The organism is Pseudomonas sp. NPDC089554, from assembly GCF_050280645.1.
Classification (GTDB): Bacteria; Pseudomonadota; Gammaproteobacteria; order Pseudomonadales; family Pseudomonadaceae; genus Aquipseudomonas.
The window spans coordinates 23,076-39,092 of sequence record NZ_JBNNVR010000048.1 but is presented as its reverse complement, the minus strand read 5'-3'; the positions used below and the strand labels follow the sequence as shown (position 1 = coordinate 39,092).

The window sequence follows — 16,017 nt, the reverse complement described above, 5'->3', positions numbered from 1 at the left end:
GTCGGCGGCCTCTATGGCCTGGCCATGGGCCGCCTGTTCTTTGGCGAGTCGATGTTCAGCCGCGCCGACAACGCCTCCAAGGTGAAATGGTCACCGGTATCGACATCGTCAAGGAGATGCTCAGCATCGCCGCTGGCAACAAGCTGTCGTTCCGCCAGGAAGACGTGGTGATCCGTGGTCACTCGCTGGAGTGCCGGATCAACGCCGAAGACCCGAAGAAGTTCATCCCGAGCCCAGGCACCGTCAAGCACTTCCATGCCCCAGGCGGCAATGGCGTGCGGGTCGACTCGCACCTGTACAGCGGCTATTCGGTTCCGCCGAACTACGACTCGCTGATCGGCAAGCTGATCACCTACGGCAAGGACCGCGACGAAGCCATGGCGCGCATGCGCAATGCCCTGGACGAGATCGTCGTCGACGGCATCAAGACCAACATCCCGCTGCACCGCGACCTGGTGCGTGATGAAGGTTTCTGCAAAGGCGGCGTGAACATCCACTACCTCGAGCACAAACTGGCCAACCAGGACTGATCGAGTAGCGGAAAAAAAGAACCCCGGCCTGGTGCCGGGGTTTCTTTTTTTAGCGCACCAGGTGGTTCACATCCAGCAGGATGAACGCCTTGGGGTCGCCGGTACTGGCGGCGGCATCGGGCAGTAATGCCCGGGTCTTGGCCGGGTCGACGCGCCACATGAAGCGCAGCATTCGCTCGGACATCACGTCGCGCCCCGCCAACACCGCAACATGGTGGGCCTCATAGAGCTGCTCGACGAAGTGCTGCGTGGTCCGGTACACGCTGGTGATGCCACTTTGCAGGTCCAGCGTCATCCCGTAGGTATTGGCACCGACCAGCGAAGAATACGACCAGTGCTTCCAGACCGGCTCCAGCCCTTCGCGCCTGAGCAGGCGCCTCACCGGGCCACCGATGCTCGCAGTGGAAAGCCAATCGCCACCGACCATCACCGCCGACACCGACGCCGCGTCATTGCCATTGCGTACCTTCTCCACAGCAGCCCGAATCAACGGGCTGATATACCTCACCACGTTGTGATCGATGTGCAGCACGGCACCCACCTGGTCGGCCGCGTTGTACAGCGATACGCCAACGCACGACTGTACGTTCACCGTGAACAGGTAGTTGTCCGTGCCTGCGGCTTGAAAGCGCGCATGCACCCCCTCGCCCTGCATCGCACCGCGCCATGTCGATGGCGTTTCCCGCCCGGGGAAGATCGCATTGGCGGCATGCACCCAACCACGCTCCTGCGTCGGGTTGCCCCCACGCAGCCCCGGAATCACCGAGTGCAGGCGCCCATCTGCAGTCACCCGCACAGGCAGTTTGTAGGCCGCCTCGGGACGGCGAGCGCTCACCACACGCAGGAAGTCATCGCTGCCTTGGTGCTGCAGCTGGTAATAGCGCCCGCGATAACGCACGTAGTGATTGCCATCGTCCGCCAATCGCGTGCCCCTCCAGACACCTTCGACCTGCGCTGCCCCAAGCCCGGCCGGACGCTGCTCGAGCGCCCAGCGCGTGTCCATGCCCAAGGTTTCGTGGCCAGGCGCCCTGGTGACCTTCGTGGCCTTCAGGCTTGCCAGGCTACGCAGGCTGCCGACGGCCGCCCCAGCCACCAGCCCCACGCCGAGTAGCGCCCAGGACGCCTCCATCCAACCCATCAGGGCCCGCTGGGTTTCACCTCTGCCATGGGCGATGAGCGCCGCGCGCAAAGCGGCGACCACGAACGCCATGTCCATCAGCAAGGCGAACGGCGGGCACACCAGCGACAGCGGCAGCGCGAAGGCGAACGCGCCTTTGAGCACCTGCGCCCGGATCACCTGGGCACGCGTGCGGGTCACCTGGCTGACGTCATCCAAGCCATGCTGGAGGTAGGCATCGAACTGATCGACCAGGTTGCGCACACGCTGCTGTTCACGCAGGGCGTCCAGGTGTGCCCGCTGCGCCGCCAGCCGCACCAGGAACGCGCTGGCGGCCTCGTAATTGGCCTGGGTGGTGCGAGCGACCAGGTAATCGTGCAACACCACGGCGCGCTCGCCACGCAGCTCTGCATAGGGCCTCAACAGGCGGTGATCCGGCGCAGAAGGCGTGTAGAGCCAGTCCTGCGCGCGACCATTCTCGATCAACCGGTAGACGTACACGCCCAGCACCGGGACGTCATCGAGGGTCAGGCGGAAGATGCCTTCGCTGGTCGCGACACTTTCCGGGTTGAGCGGCCTTTCGCTCGGTGTACCCCACGCCGATGCGCTGGATACCAACCTGGCAAGCTTCGGGTGCACCTCGGTACTCACATGCGCCTGCCCCAAGGCCTGGCGCAAGTCGCGGTCGAGCATTGCCACGAGCATGCGGTTGAAGGCCGTGCGGCGCACGGCATAGTCGGCATGAGTGCTGTCCAGGTACTTGGCGGTCATGGCCTGCACGTAGTGCTGCCCCAGGTAGGCAGAACGAGCAAACGAGGCCAGGGGCGCGCTGCGTACCGCCTCCAGGTTCTGCCCGAGCGATGAGCGCACGCCGTGCGCGGGGTTGTCGATGCCGGAATTGTCGTCGTAGCCATGGAGCGCCAGCTCGAGCAGGGTCATGGTGCCCTGGAGCGTGCCGCTGTCGTTTTTGGCGTAGTCGATCAGGATGGTTTGCGGGTCGATCATTTCGCTGACCCCGACGCTGCGCAGGTAGGGCGCGATGCGTTCGGCAACCGTACGCCGCACGTATGCCTGGAAGGTTTCATAGCCTGCCATATGACGCTCGAAGGCCTGCTCGAAGCGCTGCGCCCGCTGCCGATCGGCATTCTGCAAACGGCGTTCGCCAGCGCTCAGGCGGCGATACCAGTCTGGCGAGTCCTGCGCCTGGACATCCCCCAGGTGGAAGATCTGACGCGATTCGAGCAACTCCCTGAGGCAGGCCTCATACCCAACCGGCAGGCCACGCAGGTCGCGGGAGGGGTCCCAACTGCTCACGTTCAGCGCCAGCCTGGCGTATTGCTCGAGCGCATGGCTGCGCAAGGTGTGTGGCGTGAGCCCCACGAGATACTGCCGGCCCGCCTCGTCATCGAGCCAGCCGACAATCTCCTCGGTGATGGCCAGCAGGCTGTTCGCCTCGACCCACTCCTGGCCATCGGGCTTGCCTGGGGCATAGAGCACATGCTTGCCTGGCACGCCCTGGGCGTCTTCGCGGTAGAACAGCAGCAGGTCGCACCAGCTGCTACCCGGCAACAAGCCCAAGGTGCGCACCTGCAATGGCCCGCCCTCGGCACTGGCGGTGGCTTCGACCTGATCGGCCAAAGTACCCTCGACGTGCCCGGCATACCGCGCGATCAACAGGCTGTGCTGCAACCGGGCCTCGAACATCTCACTCATCGCGCTGTTCACGTCATCCTGGCTATAGCGCGTCGTCAGGGCCTGGAGATAGTCCGCCGGGGCGTCCAGTGTGGCGAGCAGCTCGCCGAGCTGTTCGCTCGACAGTGCATGGGCGTAACGTCGAGGCGCCTCGAACCGCTCCAGCAGGTAGACCTGGCCGCCGTCGACCGGGCCAGTTGCCACCAACGCGGCAAGGCTGAGGGTGTCGCCGTCTGTCTGGTAGCCATCGGCAAAACGCCGATGCACCACAATGCGCTCGGGGTCCATGCGATACCCGGTTTCCTCGAACAGGTAACGCTCGGCACGCACACAGGCATAGGCGTGCAGTGTCTGCGCCCCCTCCATCAGCGCGCCGTACAGCGCAAGCGCATCGTCCAGGCGCGCCTGGGTCGCCTTCAGCGCATCCTGCTCGGCAGACGAGAGCCCGTTCACCCAGTCCGCCTGAAGCCGCCTGCCCAGCTGGTCCAGATGCTCGGCTTGCGCCTGCGTGGCCAGCGCTCGCAGCACTGACTGGCTACGCCAGCGTGCCTCGAAGTCCTCCATTTGTGCTCGCAGGCCCTGGGCCGTCTGCCCCTGAAGCGCAACGCTGTCGAACAGGGCCGCGAGCTCGGCGCTGTGAGCGTCGAGCAGCGCCTGCAGTTGCAGGCGATAAGCACCAGGCGCCTGCAGATCTTCCGGCACGGCTTGCCAATGGCGCGCCAGGGCATCGGTATAGACACTGACCAGCCGCTCGCTCATGGCTTCGACGACCTGCGTCAGGATTTCCCGGCGCGGCTCGGGAATGACGTAGTCGCTTGAGTCGCCCCACCGGGCAGGCCCATCGGTGCTGGTGTCGTAGGCCGGCAACGCCTGGTCGATACGCCGCTGCAACAGGGTATCGATAAGGTTGTCGACAAAGGCGTCGACGAATGTCGCCTCGGGCAAGTAAGTCGCCAACTCGATGAACAACTGCTCCTCCAACAGATCGAACCAGCCTGGCTGCGAGCCGAGCCGCGTGGCGAAGGCCTCGCCCCACTGGCTCAAGCGCTCCAGCACTTGGGTATCCGTTGTCTAATCCTGTGGGTTCATCTCAGCTGCTCCTTGGGCTTTGGGAGCGGCGAGTATCGAAAGCCCGAGGGCCCGGCAAGCGTTAGATAATGCTGCCAAGCGGCCTGCCGCTCGGCCCAGGTCATCCACAAATACGCCGCACTCGCGTAGACTGCCGGGTTTCGCGCAGCCTCGGGCTGCCCTTGTCGATTTCTCAAAGGTGCCCGCCATGCCCTGGCTGCAAGTACGCCTGGCCATCAGCCCGGAACAAGCCGAAACCTACGAAGATGCCCTGCTGGAAGTGGGGGCCGTCTCGGTGACCTTCATGGACGCCGAGGACCAGCCGATCTTCGAGCCGGACCTCAACACCACCCCGCTGTGGTCGCACACCCACCTGCTGGCACTGTTCGAGGCCGATGCCGACCCCGAGCAGGTGTTCGCCCACCTGCGCCTGCTGACCGGCAGCGAGTTGCCCGAGCACCAGGCCGAGGTAATCGAGGACCAGGACTGGGAGCGCAGCTGGATGGACAACTTCCAGCCTATGCGTTTCGGCCGCCGCCTGTGGATCGTGCCAAGCTGGCACGAGGCGCCCGAGAAAGAGGCCGTGAACCTGCTGCTCGACCCGGGCCTGGCGTTCGGCACCGGCACCCACCCGACCACCGCCCTGTGCCTGGAATGGCTCGACGGCCAAGCCCTGGAAGGCACCCAGGTGCTGGACTTCGGCTGCGGCTCGGGCATCCTGGCCATCGCCGCACTGCTGCTGGGCGCCCGCGAATCGGTCGGCACCGACATCGACGTGCAGGCCCTGGAGGCCTCACGCGACAACGCCCAGCGCAACGGCATCGCCGACGACACATTCGCCCTGTACCTGCCCGAGCAGATGCCAGCCATGCAGGCCGACGTGCTGGTCGCCAATATCCTGGCCGGCCCGCTGGTGTCGCTGGCCCCGCAACTGTCCGGCCTGGTGCGCCCCGGTGGCCTGCTGGCACTGTCGGGCATCCTCGCCGAACAGGGCGAGGAAGTGGCCGCCGCCTACGCCGCCGACTTCGACCTGGACCCGATCGTCGTGCGCGATGGCTGGGTGCGGATCAGTGGTCGCCGCCGCTGAGTAGACCTAGACTCAACTTCTGCCAAGCCCTCCGGACCGCCGCATGACCGACAGTTTCGTCACCCAGTGCCCGCATTGCCAGACCAGCTTCCGCGTCACTCACCACCAACTGAGTGTGGCGCGTGGTGTGGTGCGCTGCGGCCAATGCCTGCAGGTGTTCAATGCGGCGCGCCAGTTGCTGGAGCAGAGCCAGGCAGCCAACGCCCAGCCGCAACCCCTGGTGCCCGTGACAGCGCCACCTTCGGCTGTCGAGCCGGCAGTGGTGGTGGCGCCACCGGTGGTACCGGTGAAGGCTGCCGAGGTCGCACCCGTGCCGCCAAGCCGGGACGACTGGGCCAGCACCACACAAGCACTGGATGAACTGGACCTCGACCAGGAACTGGCGCGCCTGGAGCGCCGCGGGGCGCAACCCGAGCGCGAGGCCAAGGCCAACGCTGAAACCTTGCAGGCCCGCCGCGACGAGCACCACGGCGACGAGCATGACGACAAGCCCTTCGGCACCGCCAATGACGGCGACCCTCACCTTGAGCCTGAAACTCAACCGCCGCTGGCACAGGCGCCCATCGAGCAGGAAATCGTCAACCTGGAGCCGCCAGCCGAATCGCGCACCGAGCCCACCCTGGGCCTCGCCTTGGACCTGGACGACGAACCGCCTGTGCACAAGACGGTTGCCGAGCAGCCCTCGGAACCGCCTGCCAAATCGCCCCTCGAAGACGATGAGCCGCCCGTGTCGAAAGGCTTTTCGGCGCTCGATGACGAGCCCGCCACGGCGCGTGTCTCGGCCCGCGACGATGATGACGAACATGACCCCGCCCCAGGGGAGCGCCTGGAGCCGGTACTGGCCAGCAAGCCCACGCGAGCGCGCAAGGAGCCGTTGGTCGACGTGGTCGACGACCCACTGCAACTGGGCTGGGAAAAACCTGCGGCGAACTGGGGCAAGCGCCTGCTGTGGAGCGTATTGACGCTGCTGGCCGCCGGTCTGCTGGCGTTCCAGTACATCTGGTACCACTTCGACGAAATGGCCCGCCACGACCGCTACCGCCCCCTGTTCCAGCAAGTGTGCCCGCTGGTCGGCTGCCAGGTACCGACGCGGGTCGACATCGCGCGGATCAAGAGCAGCAACCTGGTGGTGCGCAGCCACCCGGACTTCAAGGGCGCGCTGATCGTCGACGCGATCCTCTACAACCGCGCGCCGTTCTCGCAGCCCTTCCCACTGCTGGAGCTGCGTTTCGCCGACCTCAATGGCCAGCTCATCGCCAGCCGACGCTTCAAGCCCAGCGAGTACCTTTCCGGAGAACTGGCCGGGCGTGGCGAAATGCCTAGCCAGACACCGATCCACATCGCCCTGGACATCCTCGACCCAGGGCCGAAGGCGGTGAACTACAGCCTGAGCTTCCGCTCCCCCGAGTAGACGACGAACGGCTTGCCAGCGCCGTCCCTCACGGGTGTGCTGGCTTGCCCGCCAGCCAAGCCCTGCGGCCTCGATGGCAAAAGTCATAAGCCCGTAACTGTTCAGATTTTATCCAGTTCCATCTTTATCCGGTCACCGAGAGCGGGTATGATGCCAACCCTTTTTCGAACTCCCATGATCCGGCCCCACAACAGGGAACACCTATGTCGGCGGTACGCATCGGCCCATACACACTGCGGAACAACCTGATACTCGCGCCCATGGCCGGGGTCACGGACCAACCTTTCCGCACACTTTGCAAAGCCCTCGGGGCGGGCATGGTGGTGTCGGAAATGGTGACCAGCGACATGAGCCTGTGGAACAGCCGCAAGTCGAGCCTGCGCCGCATTCACGAAGGTGATCCCGAGCCTCGCTCGGTACAGATCGCCGGCGGTGATGCGCAGATGATGGCCGCGGCGGCCAGGGCCAACGTCGAGGCTGGCGCGCAGATCATCGACATCAACATGGGCTGCCCGGCAAAAAAAGTCTGCAACAAGGCCGCAGGCTCTGCTTTATTGAGAGATGAAGCCTTGGTCAGCGAAATCCTCCACGCCGTGGTCGGCGCAGTGGAGGTGCCGGTGACCCTGAAGATCCGTACCGGCTGGGACCGGACGAGCAAGAATGGCCTGGAGGTGGCGAAGATCGCCGAACAGGCAGGAATCCAGGCGCTTGCGGTACATGGCCGCACACGCGCCGACCTGTACACCGGTGAAGCCGAGTACGACACCATCGCTGCAATCAAGCAGGCGGTGTCGATCCCGGTGTTTGCCAACGGCGACATCACCTCGCCGGAAAAAGCCCGCGCGGTGCTCGACGCCACCGGCGTCGACGGCCTGCTGATTGGCCGCGCCGCCCAGGGGCGACCGTGGATCTTCCGCGAGGTCGAGCATTACCTGCGCACCGGTGAGCACCTGCCAGCCCCCGGGCTTGCGGAAGTTGAACGTATTTTGCTGGAGCACCTGGCCGCGCTGCATGCCTTCTATGGCGACGTGATGGGCGTACGTATCGCTCGCAAGCACGTAGGTTGGTACCTGGCTACACGCCCGGGCGGCAGGGAGTTTCGCGCCCGGTTCAATGCCTTGGAAGATACCCAAGCGCAGTGCGCCAACGTTCGGGCGTTTTTCGCCGAACGTACAGAGAGCCTTGATACAGAGGACGGACAAGGGGTGGCCGCATGACGATGATGACCGAGACATTAGTGAGTGGAACAACGCCCGTGAGCGACAACGCCAACCTCAAACAGCACCTCAACACGCCGAGCGAAGAGGGCCAGACCCTTCGCGACAGCGTCGAGAAAGCGCTGCACAACTACTTCGCCCACCTCGAAGGCGCGACCGTCACGGACGTGTACAACCTGGTGCTCTCCGAGGTCGAGGCGCCCCTGCTCGAAAGCGTGATGAACTACGTCAAGGGCAACCAGACCAAGGCCAGCGAGATGCTCGGGCTCAACCGTGGCACCTTGCGCAAGAAGCTCAAGCAGTACGACCTGTTGTAAAGCCAGAATCCCAATCAGAAAAGGCGGCTCGTCCAAGAGGCGCCTTTTTTTGACTTCACCGCGTTATGGAATCCGAAATGACCGACCAGACTACCCGCCTGCCGATCCGCCGCGCCCTGATCAGCGTCTCCGACAAGACCGGTATCCTCGAATTCGCCCGTGAGCTGCAACAGCTCGGTGTAGAGATCCTGTCCACCGGCGGTACCTACAAGCTGCTCAAGGACAACGGCGTGAACGCGGTGGAAGTGGCCGACTACACCGGCTTCGCCGAAATGATGGACGGCCGGGTCAAGACCCTGCACCCGAAGATCCACGGCGGCATCCTCGGTCGTCGCGGCACCGACGACGCCATCATGAACGAGCACGGCATCAAGCCGATCGACCTGGTCGCGGTCAACCTGTACCCGTTCGAAGCCACCATTTCCAAGCCAGGCTGTGACCTGCCGACTGCCATCGAGAACATCGACATCGGCGGCCCGACCATGGTCCGTTCGGCAGCGAAGAACCACAAGGACGTCGCCATCGTGGTCAACGCCAGCGACTACGCGGGTGTGCTGGAAGGCCTCAAGGCCGGCGGCCTGACCTACGCCCAGCGTTTCGACCTGATGCTCAAGGCCTTCGAGCACACCGCTGCCTACGACGGCATGATCGCCAACTACATGGGCAGCATCGACCAGGCCAAGGACACCCTGTCCACCGAAGGCCGCAGCGAGTTCCCGCGCACCTTCAACAGCCAGTTCGTCAAGGCCCAGGAAATGCGCTACGGCGAGAACCCGCACCAGAGCGCGGCGTTCTACGTGGAAGCGAAGAAGGGCGAGGCGAGCATCTCCACCGCCATCCAGCTGCAGGGCAAGGAGCTGTCGTTCAACAACGTGGCCGACACCGATGCCGCGCTGGAGTGCGTGAAGAGCTTCGTCAAGCCGGCCTGCGTCATCGTCAAGCATGCCAACCCCTGCGGCGTGGCGGTCGTGCCAGAGAACGAAGGCGGGATCCGCAAGGCCTACGACCTGGCCTACGCCACCGACACCGAATCGGCCTTCGGCGGCATCATCGCCTTCAACCGTGAGCTGGATGGCGAAACCGCCCAGGCTATCGTCGAGCGCCAGTTCGTCGAAGTCATCATCGCTCCGAAAATCTCCCAGGCTGCCCGTGATGTGGTGGCCGCCAAGCAGAACGTACGCCTGCTGGAGTGTGGCGAATGGCCTGCCGAGCGTGCTGCCGGTTGGGACTTCAAGCGCGTCAACGGTGGCCTGCTGGTGCAGAGCCGCGACATCGGCATGATCACTGCCGACGACCTGAAGGTGGTCACCAAGCGTGCACCGACCGAGCAAGAAATCCACGACCTGGTGTTCGCCTGGAAAGTGGCCAAGTTCGTCAAGTCCAACGCCATCGTCTACGCCAAGAACCGCCAGACCATCGGCGTCGGCGCCGGCCAGATGAGCCGCGTGAACTCCGCGCGTATCGCTGCAATCAAGGCTGAGCATGCTGGCCTGCAGGTGCAGGGTGCGGTCATGGCCTCGGATGCGTTCTTCCCGTTCCGTGACGGCATCGACAACGCGGCCAAAGTGGGTATCAGCGCGGTGATCCAGCCAGGTGGCTCGATGCGCGATGCCGAAGTCATCGCTGCTGCCGACGAAGCCGGTATCGCGATGGTATTCACCGGTATGCGCCACTTCCGCCACTGATTTACGGCAATCGGCCGCACTGAAGCAGGCATCTGCTGCGTTGGGGCCGGTTCCGCTGATGCTCATTGCCAGAAGGCAACTCCGCTCATCGGAACCGACCCCGCCTTGCATCTACCTGCTTCATTGCGACCTCGTACAGCGTGAGGCTTTGCCTCCCGTCAGACAGAATTCGAGGTTTTGACATGAAAGTTTTGATCATCGGCAGCGGCGGCCGTGAACACGCCCTGGCCTGGAAAGTCGCCCAGGACCCGCGCGTCGAGAAAGTCTTCGTCGCCCCCGGCAACGCCGGCACCGCCACCGAAGCCAAGTGCGAGAACGTCGCCATCGACGTACTGGCCCTGGAGCAACTGGCCGACTTCGCCGAGCAGAACGTGCAAATGACCATCGTCGGCCCGGAAGCGCCGCTGGTCGCCGGTGTCGTCGACCTGTTCCGCAGCCGTGGCCTGGACTGCTTCGGTCCGACCAAGGGCGCGGCCCAGCTGGAAGGCTCCAAGGCCTTCACCAAGGACTTCCTGGCCCGCCAGCAGATCCCTACCGCCGACTACCAGAACTTCACCGAGATCGAGCCGGCCCTGGCCTACCTGAAGGAAAAGGGCGCGCCGATCGTCATCAAGGCCGACGGCCTGGCGGCGGGCAAAGGCGTGATTGTCGCCATGACCCTGCAGGAAGCCGAAGATGCCGTGCGTGACATGCTCGCCGGCAACGCCTTCGGCGACGCAGGCTCGCGCGTGGTGATCGAAGAATTCCTCGACGGCGAGGAAGCCAGCTTCATCGTCATGGTCGACGGCCACAACGTGCTGCCAATGGCCACCAGCCAGGACCACAAGCGCGTCGGCGATGCCGACACCGGCCCGAACACCGGTGGCATGGGTGCCTACTCCCCTGCCCCGGTGGTCACCGCCGAGGTGCACCAGCGCGTCATGGACCAGGTCATCTGGCCGACCGTGCGCGGCATGGCCGAAGAAGGCAACGTCTACACCGGCTTCCTGTACGCGGGCCTGATGATCGACAAGGCGGGCAACCCCAAGGTCATCGAGTTCAACTGCCGCTTCGGCGACCCGGAGACCCAGCCGGTCATGCTGCGCCTGGAGTCGAGCCTGGTCCTGCTGGTCGAGGCCGCGTTCGCCGAGGCCCTGGACAAGGTCGAAGCACAGTGGAACCCACGCCCGAGCCTGGGTGTGGTCCTGGCTGCCGGCGGCTACCCGGGCGACTACGCCAAGGGCGCCGCGATCAGCGGCCTGGACGCTGCCGCCAAGCTCGAAGGCAAGGTGTTCCACGCCGGCACCACGCTCAAGGACGGCCAGGTCGTCACTGCCGGCGGCCGCGTGCTCTGCGCCACCGCCCTGGGCGATACCGTCGAGGCTGCGCAACAGCAGGCCTACCGCCTGGCCAAGGAAGTGAGCTGGGACGGCAGCTTCTACCGCACCGACATCGGCTACCGGGCAATTGCCCGCGAGCGCGGTGAAGATAAGCACTAAGCTACAACCGAAATGCCGTGCCGCCCTTGCGCACGGCCTTCGGCTCGTCGACAAGGCCCACCAAGGGCCTTGCCTTCGCCTTTGCGCGCCGCGCATAGTTGTTATCCGGCACCTCAGCCAAGAAAGGATCTCGTCGTGCGTCGGCTTCGGATTGCCATAGCCCTGTTCGTCAGCCTGCTGACCCTGCTTTGCCTGGCCCCGGCTTCAGCCGAACCCGGCGGGGGCTGGTCGGTTCTGCTCGACGAACACGCCAGCCTGCAACTCTCCGACGTGCGCTCCGACCGTTACCGCAACCAGTTCAGCCCAATATCCCTCGACGAACTGGATGCCGCCCTGCCCGACCAGGCCCTGTGGCTGCACTACCGCCTGGAACCGGCGGACCAGGAACGCCTGCTGCGCATTTTCGCGCCCGACCTCTCGCAACTGGACCTGTACGCCCTCGATGGCAACAAGTTGCTCCGCCAGTTGCACCACGGGCGCCAAGCGGGCAACGCCAGCCCGACCCTGCGTGGCAGTGACCATGCACTGCCGCTGCCCAACAGCGGACAAGCCCTGGATATCTACGTTCGCCTGGTTTCCGAACACCAGCTACGCCCGGCCATCAGCCTGGAAAGTGCCGCCCTGGCCGCCATCGACCAGCGCCAGCCGCTGCTGTTCGGCCTGCTGTTCGGCGGCTTGGTCATGCTGATACTGCACAACCTGGTCCGCGTGCTCTACGCACGCTCCGGCACCACCCTGGTGCTGGCCCTGTACCACGCCCTGATGCTGCTCAGTGCGTTGATCCTGCTCAACCTCAGCGGCCCGTGGTGGCAGGTGTGGCACAGCGCGCAAACCCCTGCCGCCTACCTCACGCTGGTCCTGGCGGGGCTCTCGGGGTTGTATTTCACCCAGCGTTTCTTCTCCCGTTGCCCCGCGCCGCGGCTGAACCGCCTGCTGCAGGCCGAAATGCTGATCGCCTGCATCAGCGGCCTGATGCTGCTATTCATCGACACCCTGCCGCTGAACCTCACCACCTATGCCCTGCTCGCCCTGGGTAGCGTCAGCATGCTGCTGGTCAGTGCCTACCACTGGTACAAGGGCTACTCGCCGGCACGCCTGTTCACCCTGGCCATGCTGGTGTTCAACCTTGGCGGCCTGGTGCTGCTGCCCGCCTTGCTCGGGCTGACCCGCACCCCCACGCCGTGGCTGCTGGGCATCCTGATGGGCATGACGGTCGCCAGCGGCATGCTGCTCAACCTGGCGGTGGGCGAGCGCCTGCGCAAACTCAACGATGAAAGCGCCCGTGCCAGCCGCGCCCTGGCCGCCAGCGATGCGGAAATCAATGCCAAGGCCGAGTTTTTGGCCAAGATCAGCCATGAGATCCGTACTCCGATGAATGGGGTGCTGGGCATGACCGAACTGCTGCTCGGCACGCCGCTTTCGGTCAAGCAGCGCGACTACGTGCAGACCATCCATAGCGCAGGCAACGAATTGCTCACGCTGATCAACGAGATCCTCGACATCTCCAAGCTCGAATCGCGGCAGATCGAGCTGGACGACGTGCAGTTCGACCTCAACGCCCTGATCGAAGATTGCCTGAACATCTTCCGAGCCAAGGCCGAGCAGCAGAACATCGAGCTCATCAGCTTCACCCAACCCCAGGTACCGCGGGTGATCAGCGGCGACCCCACGCGCCTGCGCCAGGCGCTGTCGAGCCTGCTGGAAAACGCCCTGAAGAACACCGTGCAAGGGGAAATCCTGCTGGTGGTGGCGCTGGACCAGCGTGGCGACATCCCGCGGCTGCGCGTCGCCGTGCAAGACAGCGGCGAGCCGATGCCCGCCGCCGAGCGCGAAGCGCTGTTGCAAGCCGAGCTGCACAGCCACCACTTCCTCTCCAGCAACAAGCTGGGCGGGCACCTGGGCCTGGTGATCGCCAAGCAGCTGATCGGCCTGATGCAAGGTGAGTTCGGTATCAAGACCAGCAGCAGCATGGGCAATACCCTGTGGCTGACACTGCCGCTCGACCCCTCACGCCTGGAGCAGCCCGCGGCTGACCTCGACGGCCCGCTGCGCGACGCGCGGGTGCTGGTGGTGGACGACAACGACACCTGCCGCAAGGTGCTGGTACAGCAATGCAGCGCCTGGGGCATGAACGTCAGCGCGGTGCCCTCCGGCAAGGAAGCGCTGGCCCTGCTGCGCACCAAGGCGCACCTGCGCGACTACTTCGACGCGGTGCTGCTCGACCAGAACATGCCAGGCATGACAGGCATGCAGCTGGCCGCCAAGATCAAGGAAGACCCTAGCCTGAACCACGACATCCTGGTGGTCATGCTCACCGGCATCAGCAACGCGCCGAGCAAGATCATCGCGCGCAATGCCGGGGTCAAGCGCATCCTGGCCAAGCCCGTGGCGGGTTATACCCTCAAGACCACCCTGGCCGAGGAACTGGCCCAGCGTGGCCGCGAGCCATCGCTGGCCCTGCCCTTCAACGGCACGCCAGCGCCGCTGGACCTGCCCGCCGACTTCCGCATCCTGGTCGCCGAGGACAACAGCATTTCCACCAAGGTCATCCGCGGCATGCTCGGCAAGCTCAACCTCGAGCCGGATACCGCAAGCAATGGCGAGGAGGCCTTGCAGGCGATGAAGGCACAGCGTTACGACCTGGTGCTGATGGACTGTGAAATGCCGATCCTCGACGGGTTCTCTGCCACCCAGCAACTGCGCGCCTGGGAAACCGCCAACCAGCGCCTGCGTACGCCGGTGGTGGCATTGACCGCGCATATCCTCAGTGAACACAAGGAACGGGCGCGCCTGGCCGGCATGGACGGGCACATGGCAAAGCCTGTGGAGCTGTCGCAATTGCGCGAGTTGATCCTGTTCTGGGCCGCGCGCCGTGCGGCCACCTCGGGCTCGGTATCGACCTCCTGAGCCCACTCGCCAGGGCGTCAGCTGCTGATACACTTTCCCGCACCTTTCCCGCCATGGACTCACGCCCATGCTCCATGAGTTGTTCAGCGTCTACCTGAAGATGCTCGTGCTCTACAGCCCATTCTTCGTGCTTTCGTGCTTCATCAGCCTGACCCGCGGCCACTCCAGCAAAGAGCGCAAGCAGCTCGCCTGGCGCGTGGCGATCGCGGTGCTGATCGCCAGCGTGCTGCTGTACCTGTTCGGGCGGGTGATCTTCAGCGTGTTCGGCATCACTGCCGATGCGTTTCGCATCGGCGCCGGCTCCGTATTGTTCATCTCGGCATTGGGCATGGCCCAGGGCAAGTCGGCAGTGCAGGCCGACAACGTGCAGCAGGATGTGACCATCGTGCCGCTGACCATCCCCCTCACGGTCGGCCCCGGCACCATCGGCGCCCTGCTGGTGATGGGCGTCAGCCAACCCCACTGGGACGACAAGGCGCTGGCCATCGTCAGCATCGCCCTGGCCAGTTTCACCGTCGGCCTGGTGCTGTACCTCTCGCACCGCATCGAACGGATCCTCGGCGACCAGGGCCTGCAGATCGTCAGCCGCCTGATGGGGCTGTTCGTCTGTGCGCTCGCGGCGCAGATCATCTTCACCGGCATCAGGGGCTACCTGGTCGGCTAGATCTCCACGTCGCGGATGTACCGGGCGAAGCTGCTGTGCAATGCCCTCTCGACCTTGCTCCGATACTCTTGTTCGAACAGGCGTGGGTTGAAACGCACCAACGTCGCCCGTACCTTGCGGGCCTTGCGCTCGCGGTAGAGAAACCCGGCGCTGAGCTGCGCCGTTTCGCACACCTCGTGGTAAAGCACCATGTCCACATACCCGCCTTTGACCGCCGCGCAGGGCACCAACTGGAAGCGACGTTCCTCGCGGCTACGCTGCTCGAAGTGCAGCAGCGTGCCTGCGTCTCGCTTCAACTGATCGAACGCAATACCGGTGGTGACCGCGTAGTAATCCCCGCCCTTGGCACCGATCGTCTGCAACGCCGTATCGACGATCTGCTCACGGCTCTCGTCCGGCCAATGAATTTGCTCGGGGGTTACCGCGTCCCAACCGAGGTAGCGCAGCTTGTTGCGGTAAGCCGAATACCAGTCGAGCTTGGGGTTGGTTTCATAGTCGGCCCGCGTCTGAGTCTCGGCCATCAACAGGGCCATGTGCACGGCGCTGCGTTGCTGCGTATTGCCGCCTGGAATGGTCACCAGGCTCGTACCGACCACCGCAGTGCGTTGATCACTCATGTCCGCCTCCGGCTATCGCGTGCACCAAGCCTACCGCCATCAGCACCTGGCCCCCTGTGCATGCGCTGGGTGATGATCCAGCCGCTACTGGCAATGGCCTGGACGTACGCGCCATGCCACCCGGGGAAATGCGTGCAGCGTGAGCCGCGCACCTTGTTCTCCAACAACTGCGCATAGATCAACGTGTCGAGCGCGGCCTGCTGTTTCATCGAATCACCTCCTGCGAG

General features: G+C 64.7%; 11 protein-coding genes and 2 pseudogenes. 10 read left to right on the top strand and 3 right to left on the bottom strand.

Going from position 1 to position 16,017, the window contains the following annotated elements; genetic code table 11:
• A pseudogene (locus ACQKPE_RS15485) lies at positions 1 to 84 on the top strand (leucyl/phenylalanyl-tRNA--protein transferase); the annotation flags it as partial.
• Positions 84 to 530 (top strand): annotated as a pseudogene (locus ACQKPE_RS15480) (acetyl-CoA carboxylase biotin carboxylase subunit); the annotation flags it as partial. The pseudogenes ACQKPE_RS15485 and ACQKPE_RS15480, both read left to right, overlap by 1 nt.
• A 49-nt stretch (positions 531 to 579) precedes the next feature.
• Here ACQKPE_RS15480 and ACQKPE_RS15475 read toward each other — a convergent pair.
• The gene (locus ACQKPE_RS15475; RefSeq protein WP_427667153.1) at positions 580 to 4,395 is read right to left on the bottom strand and encodes a hypothetical protein; all 3,816 of its coding nucleotides are present in this window, start codon (positions 4,393 to 4,395) and stop codon (positions 580 to 582) included.
• 220 nt (positions 4,396 to 4,615) lie between these two features.
• Here ACQKPE_RS15475 and prmA point away from each other — a divergent pair, with 220 nt between their 5' ends.
• The 8 genes from prmA to ACQKPE_RS15435 all read left to right on the top strand — a co-directional run bounded on the left by prmA (position 4,616) and on the right by ACQKPE_RS15435 (position 15,173).
• The gene (prmA, locus tag ACQKPE_RS15470; protein ID WP_427667152.1) at positions 4,616 to 5,494 is read left to right on the top strand and encodes a 50S ribosomal protein L11 methyltransferase; all 879 of its coding nucleotides are present in this window, start codon (positions 4,616 to 4,618) and stop codon (positions 5,492 to 5,494) included.
• Between the two features lie 43 nt (positions 5,495 to 5,537).
• Positions 5,538 to 6,905 carry a DUF3426 domain-containing protein gene (locus ACQKPE_RS15465; protein ID WP_427667150.1) on the top strand — a complete coding sequence of 456 codons (1,368 nt, stop codon included), beginning with the start codon at positions 5,538 to 5,540 and terminating at the stop codon, positions 6,903 to 6,905.
• 203 nt (positions 6,906 to 7,108) lie between these two features.
• A complete protein-coding gene (gene dusB / locus ACQKPE_RS15460) occupies positions 7,109 to 8,122 on the top strand; it encodes a tRNA dihydrouridine synthase DusB (protein ID WP_427667148.1) in 1,014 nt (337 codons plus the stop codon).
• A complete protein-coding gene (gene fis, locus ACQKPE_RS15455; RefSeq protein ID WP_008093076.1) occupies positions 8,119 to 8,439 on the top strand; it encodes a DNA-binding transcriptional regulator Fis in 321 nt (106 codons plus the stop codon). Before dusB ends, fis begins: the two co-directional genes overlap by 4 nt.
• A gap of 77 nt (positions 8,440 to 8,516) precedes the next feature.
• Complete coding sequence (gene purH, locus ACQKPE_RS15450; RefSeq protein WP_427667146.1) at positions 8,517 to 10,124, top strand: bifunctional phosphoribosylaminoimidazolecarboxamide formyltransferase/IMP cyclohydrolase; 1,608 nt, start codon at positions 8,517 to 8,519, stop codon at positions 10,122 to 10,124.
• A gap of 182 nt (positions 10,125 to 10,306) precedes the next feature.
• Positions 10,307 to 11,602, top strand: a complete 1,296-nt coding sequence (gene purD, locus ACQKPE_RS15445) for a phosphoribosylamine--glycine ligase (RefSeq protein ID WP_427667144.1) — start codon at positions 10,307 to 10,309, stop codon at positions 11,600 to 11,602.
• Between the two features lie 135 nt (positions 11,603 to 11,737).
• Positions 11,738 to 14,509 (top strand): response regulator, encoded by a 2,772-nt coding sequence (locus ACQKPE_RS15440; RefSeq protein ID WP_427667142.1) that lies wholly within the window; start codon positions 11,738 to 11,740, stop codon positions 14,507 to 14,509.
• A 67-nt stretch (positions 14,510 to 14,576) separates the two neighbouring features.
• Positions 14,577 to 15,173, top strand: a complete 597-nt coding sequence (locus ACQKPE_RS15435; RefSeq protein ID WP_427667140.1) for a MarC family protein — start codon at positions 14,577 to 14,579, stop codon at positions 15,171 to 15,173.
• On the opposite strand, the gene ACQKPE_RS15430 is transcribed toward ACQKPE_RS15435, so the two are convergent.
• Together ACQKPE_RS15430 and ACQKPE_RS15425 are read right to left on the bottom strand one after the other, a co-directional pair.
• Positions 15,170 to 15,790 (bottom strand): hypothetical protein, encoded by a 621-nt coding sequence (locus tag ACQKPE_RS15430; protein WP_427667139.1) that lies wholly within the window; start codon positions 15,788 to 15,790, stop codon positions 15,170 to 15,172. The two genes, ACQKPE_RS15435 and ACQKPE_RS15430, sit on opposite strands and share 4 nt — an antisense overlap.
• A complete protein-coding gene (locus ACQKPE_RS15425) occupies positions 15,787 to 15,999 on the bottom strand; it encodes a hypothetical protein (RefSeq protein ID WP_427667137.1) in 213 nt (70 codons plus the stop codon). Before ACQKPE_RS15425 ends, ACQKPE_RS15430 begins: the two co-directional genes overlap by 4 nt.
• Positions 16,000 to 16,017 lie beyond the last annotated feature (18 nt).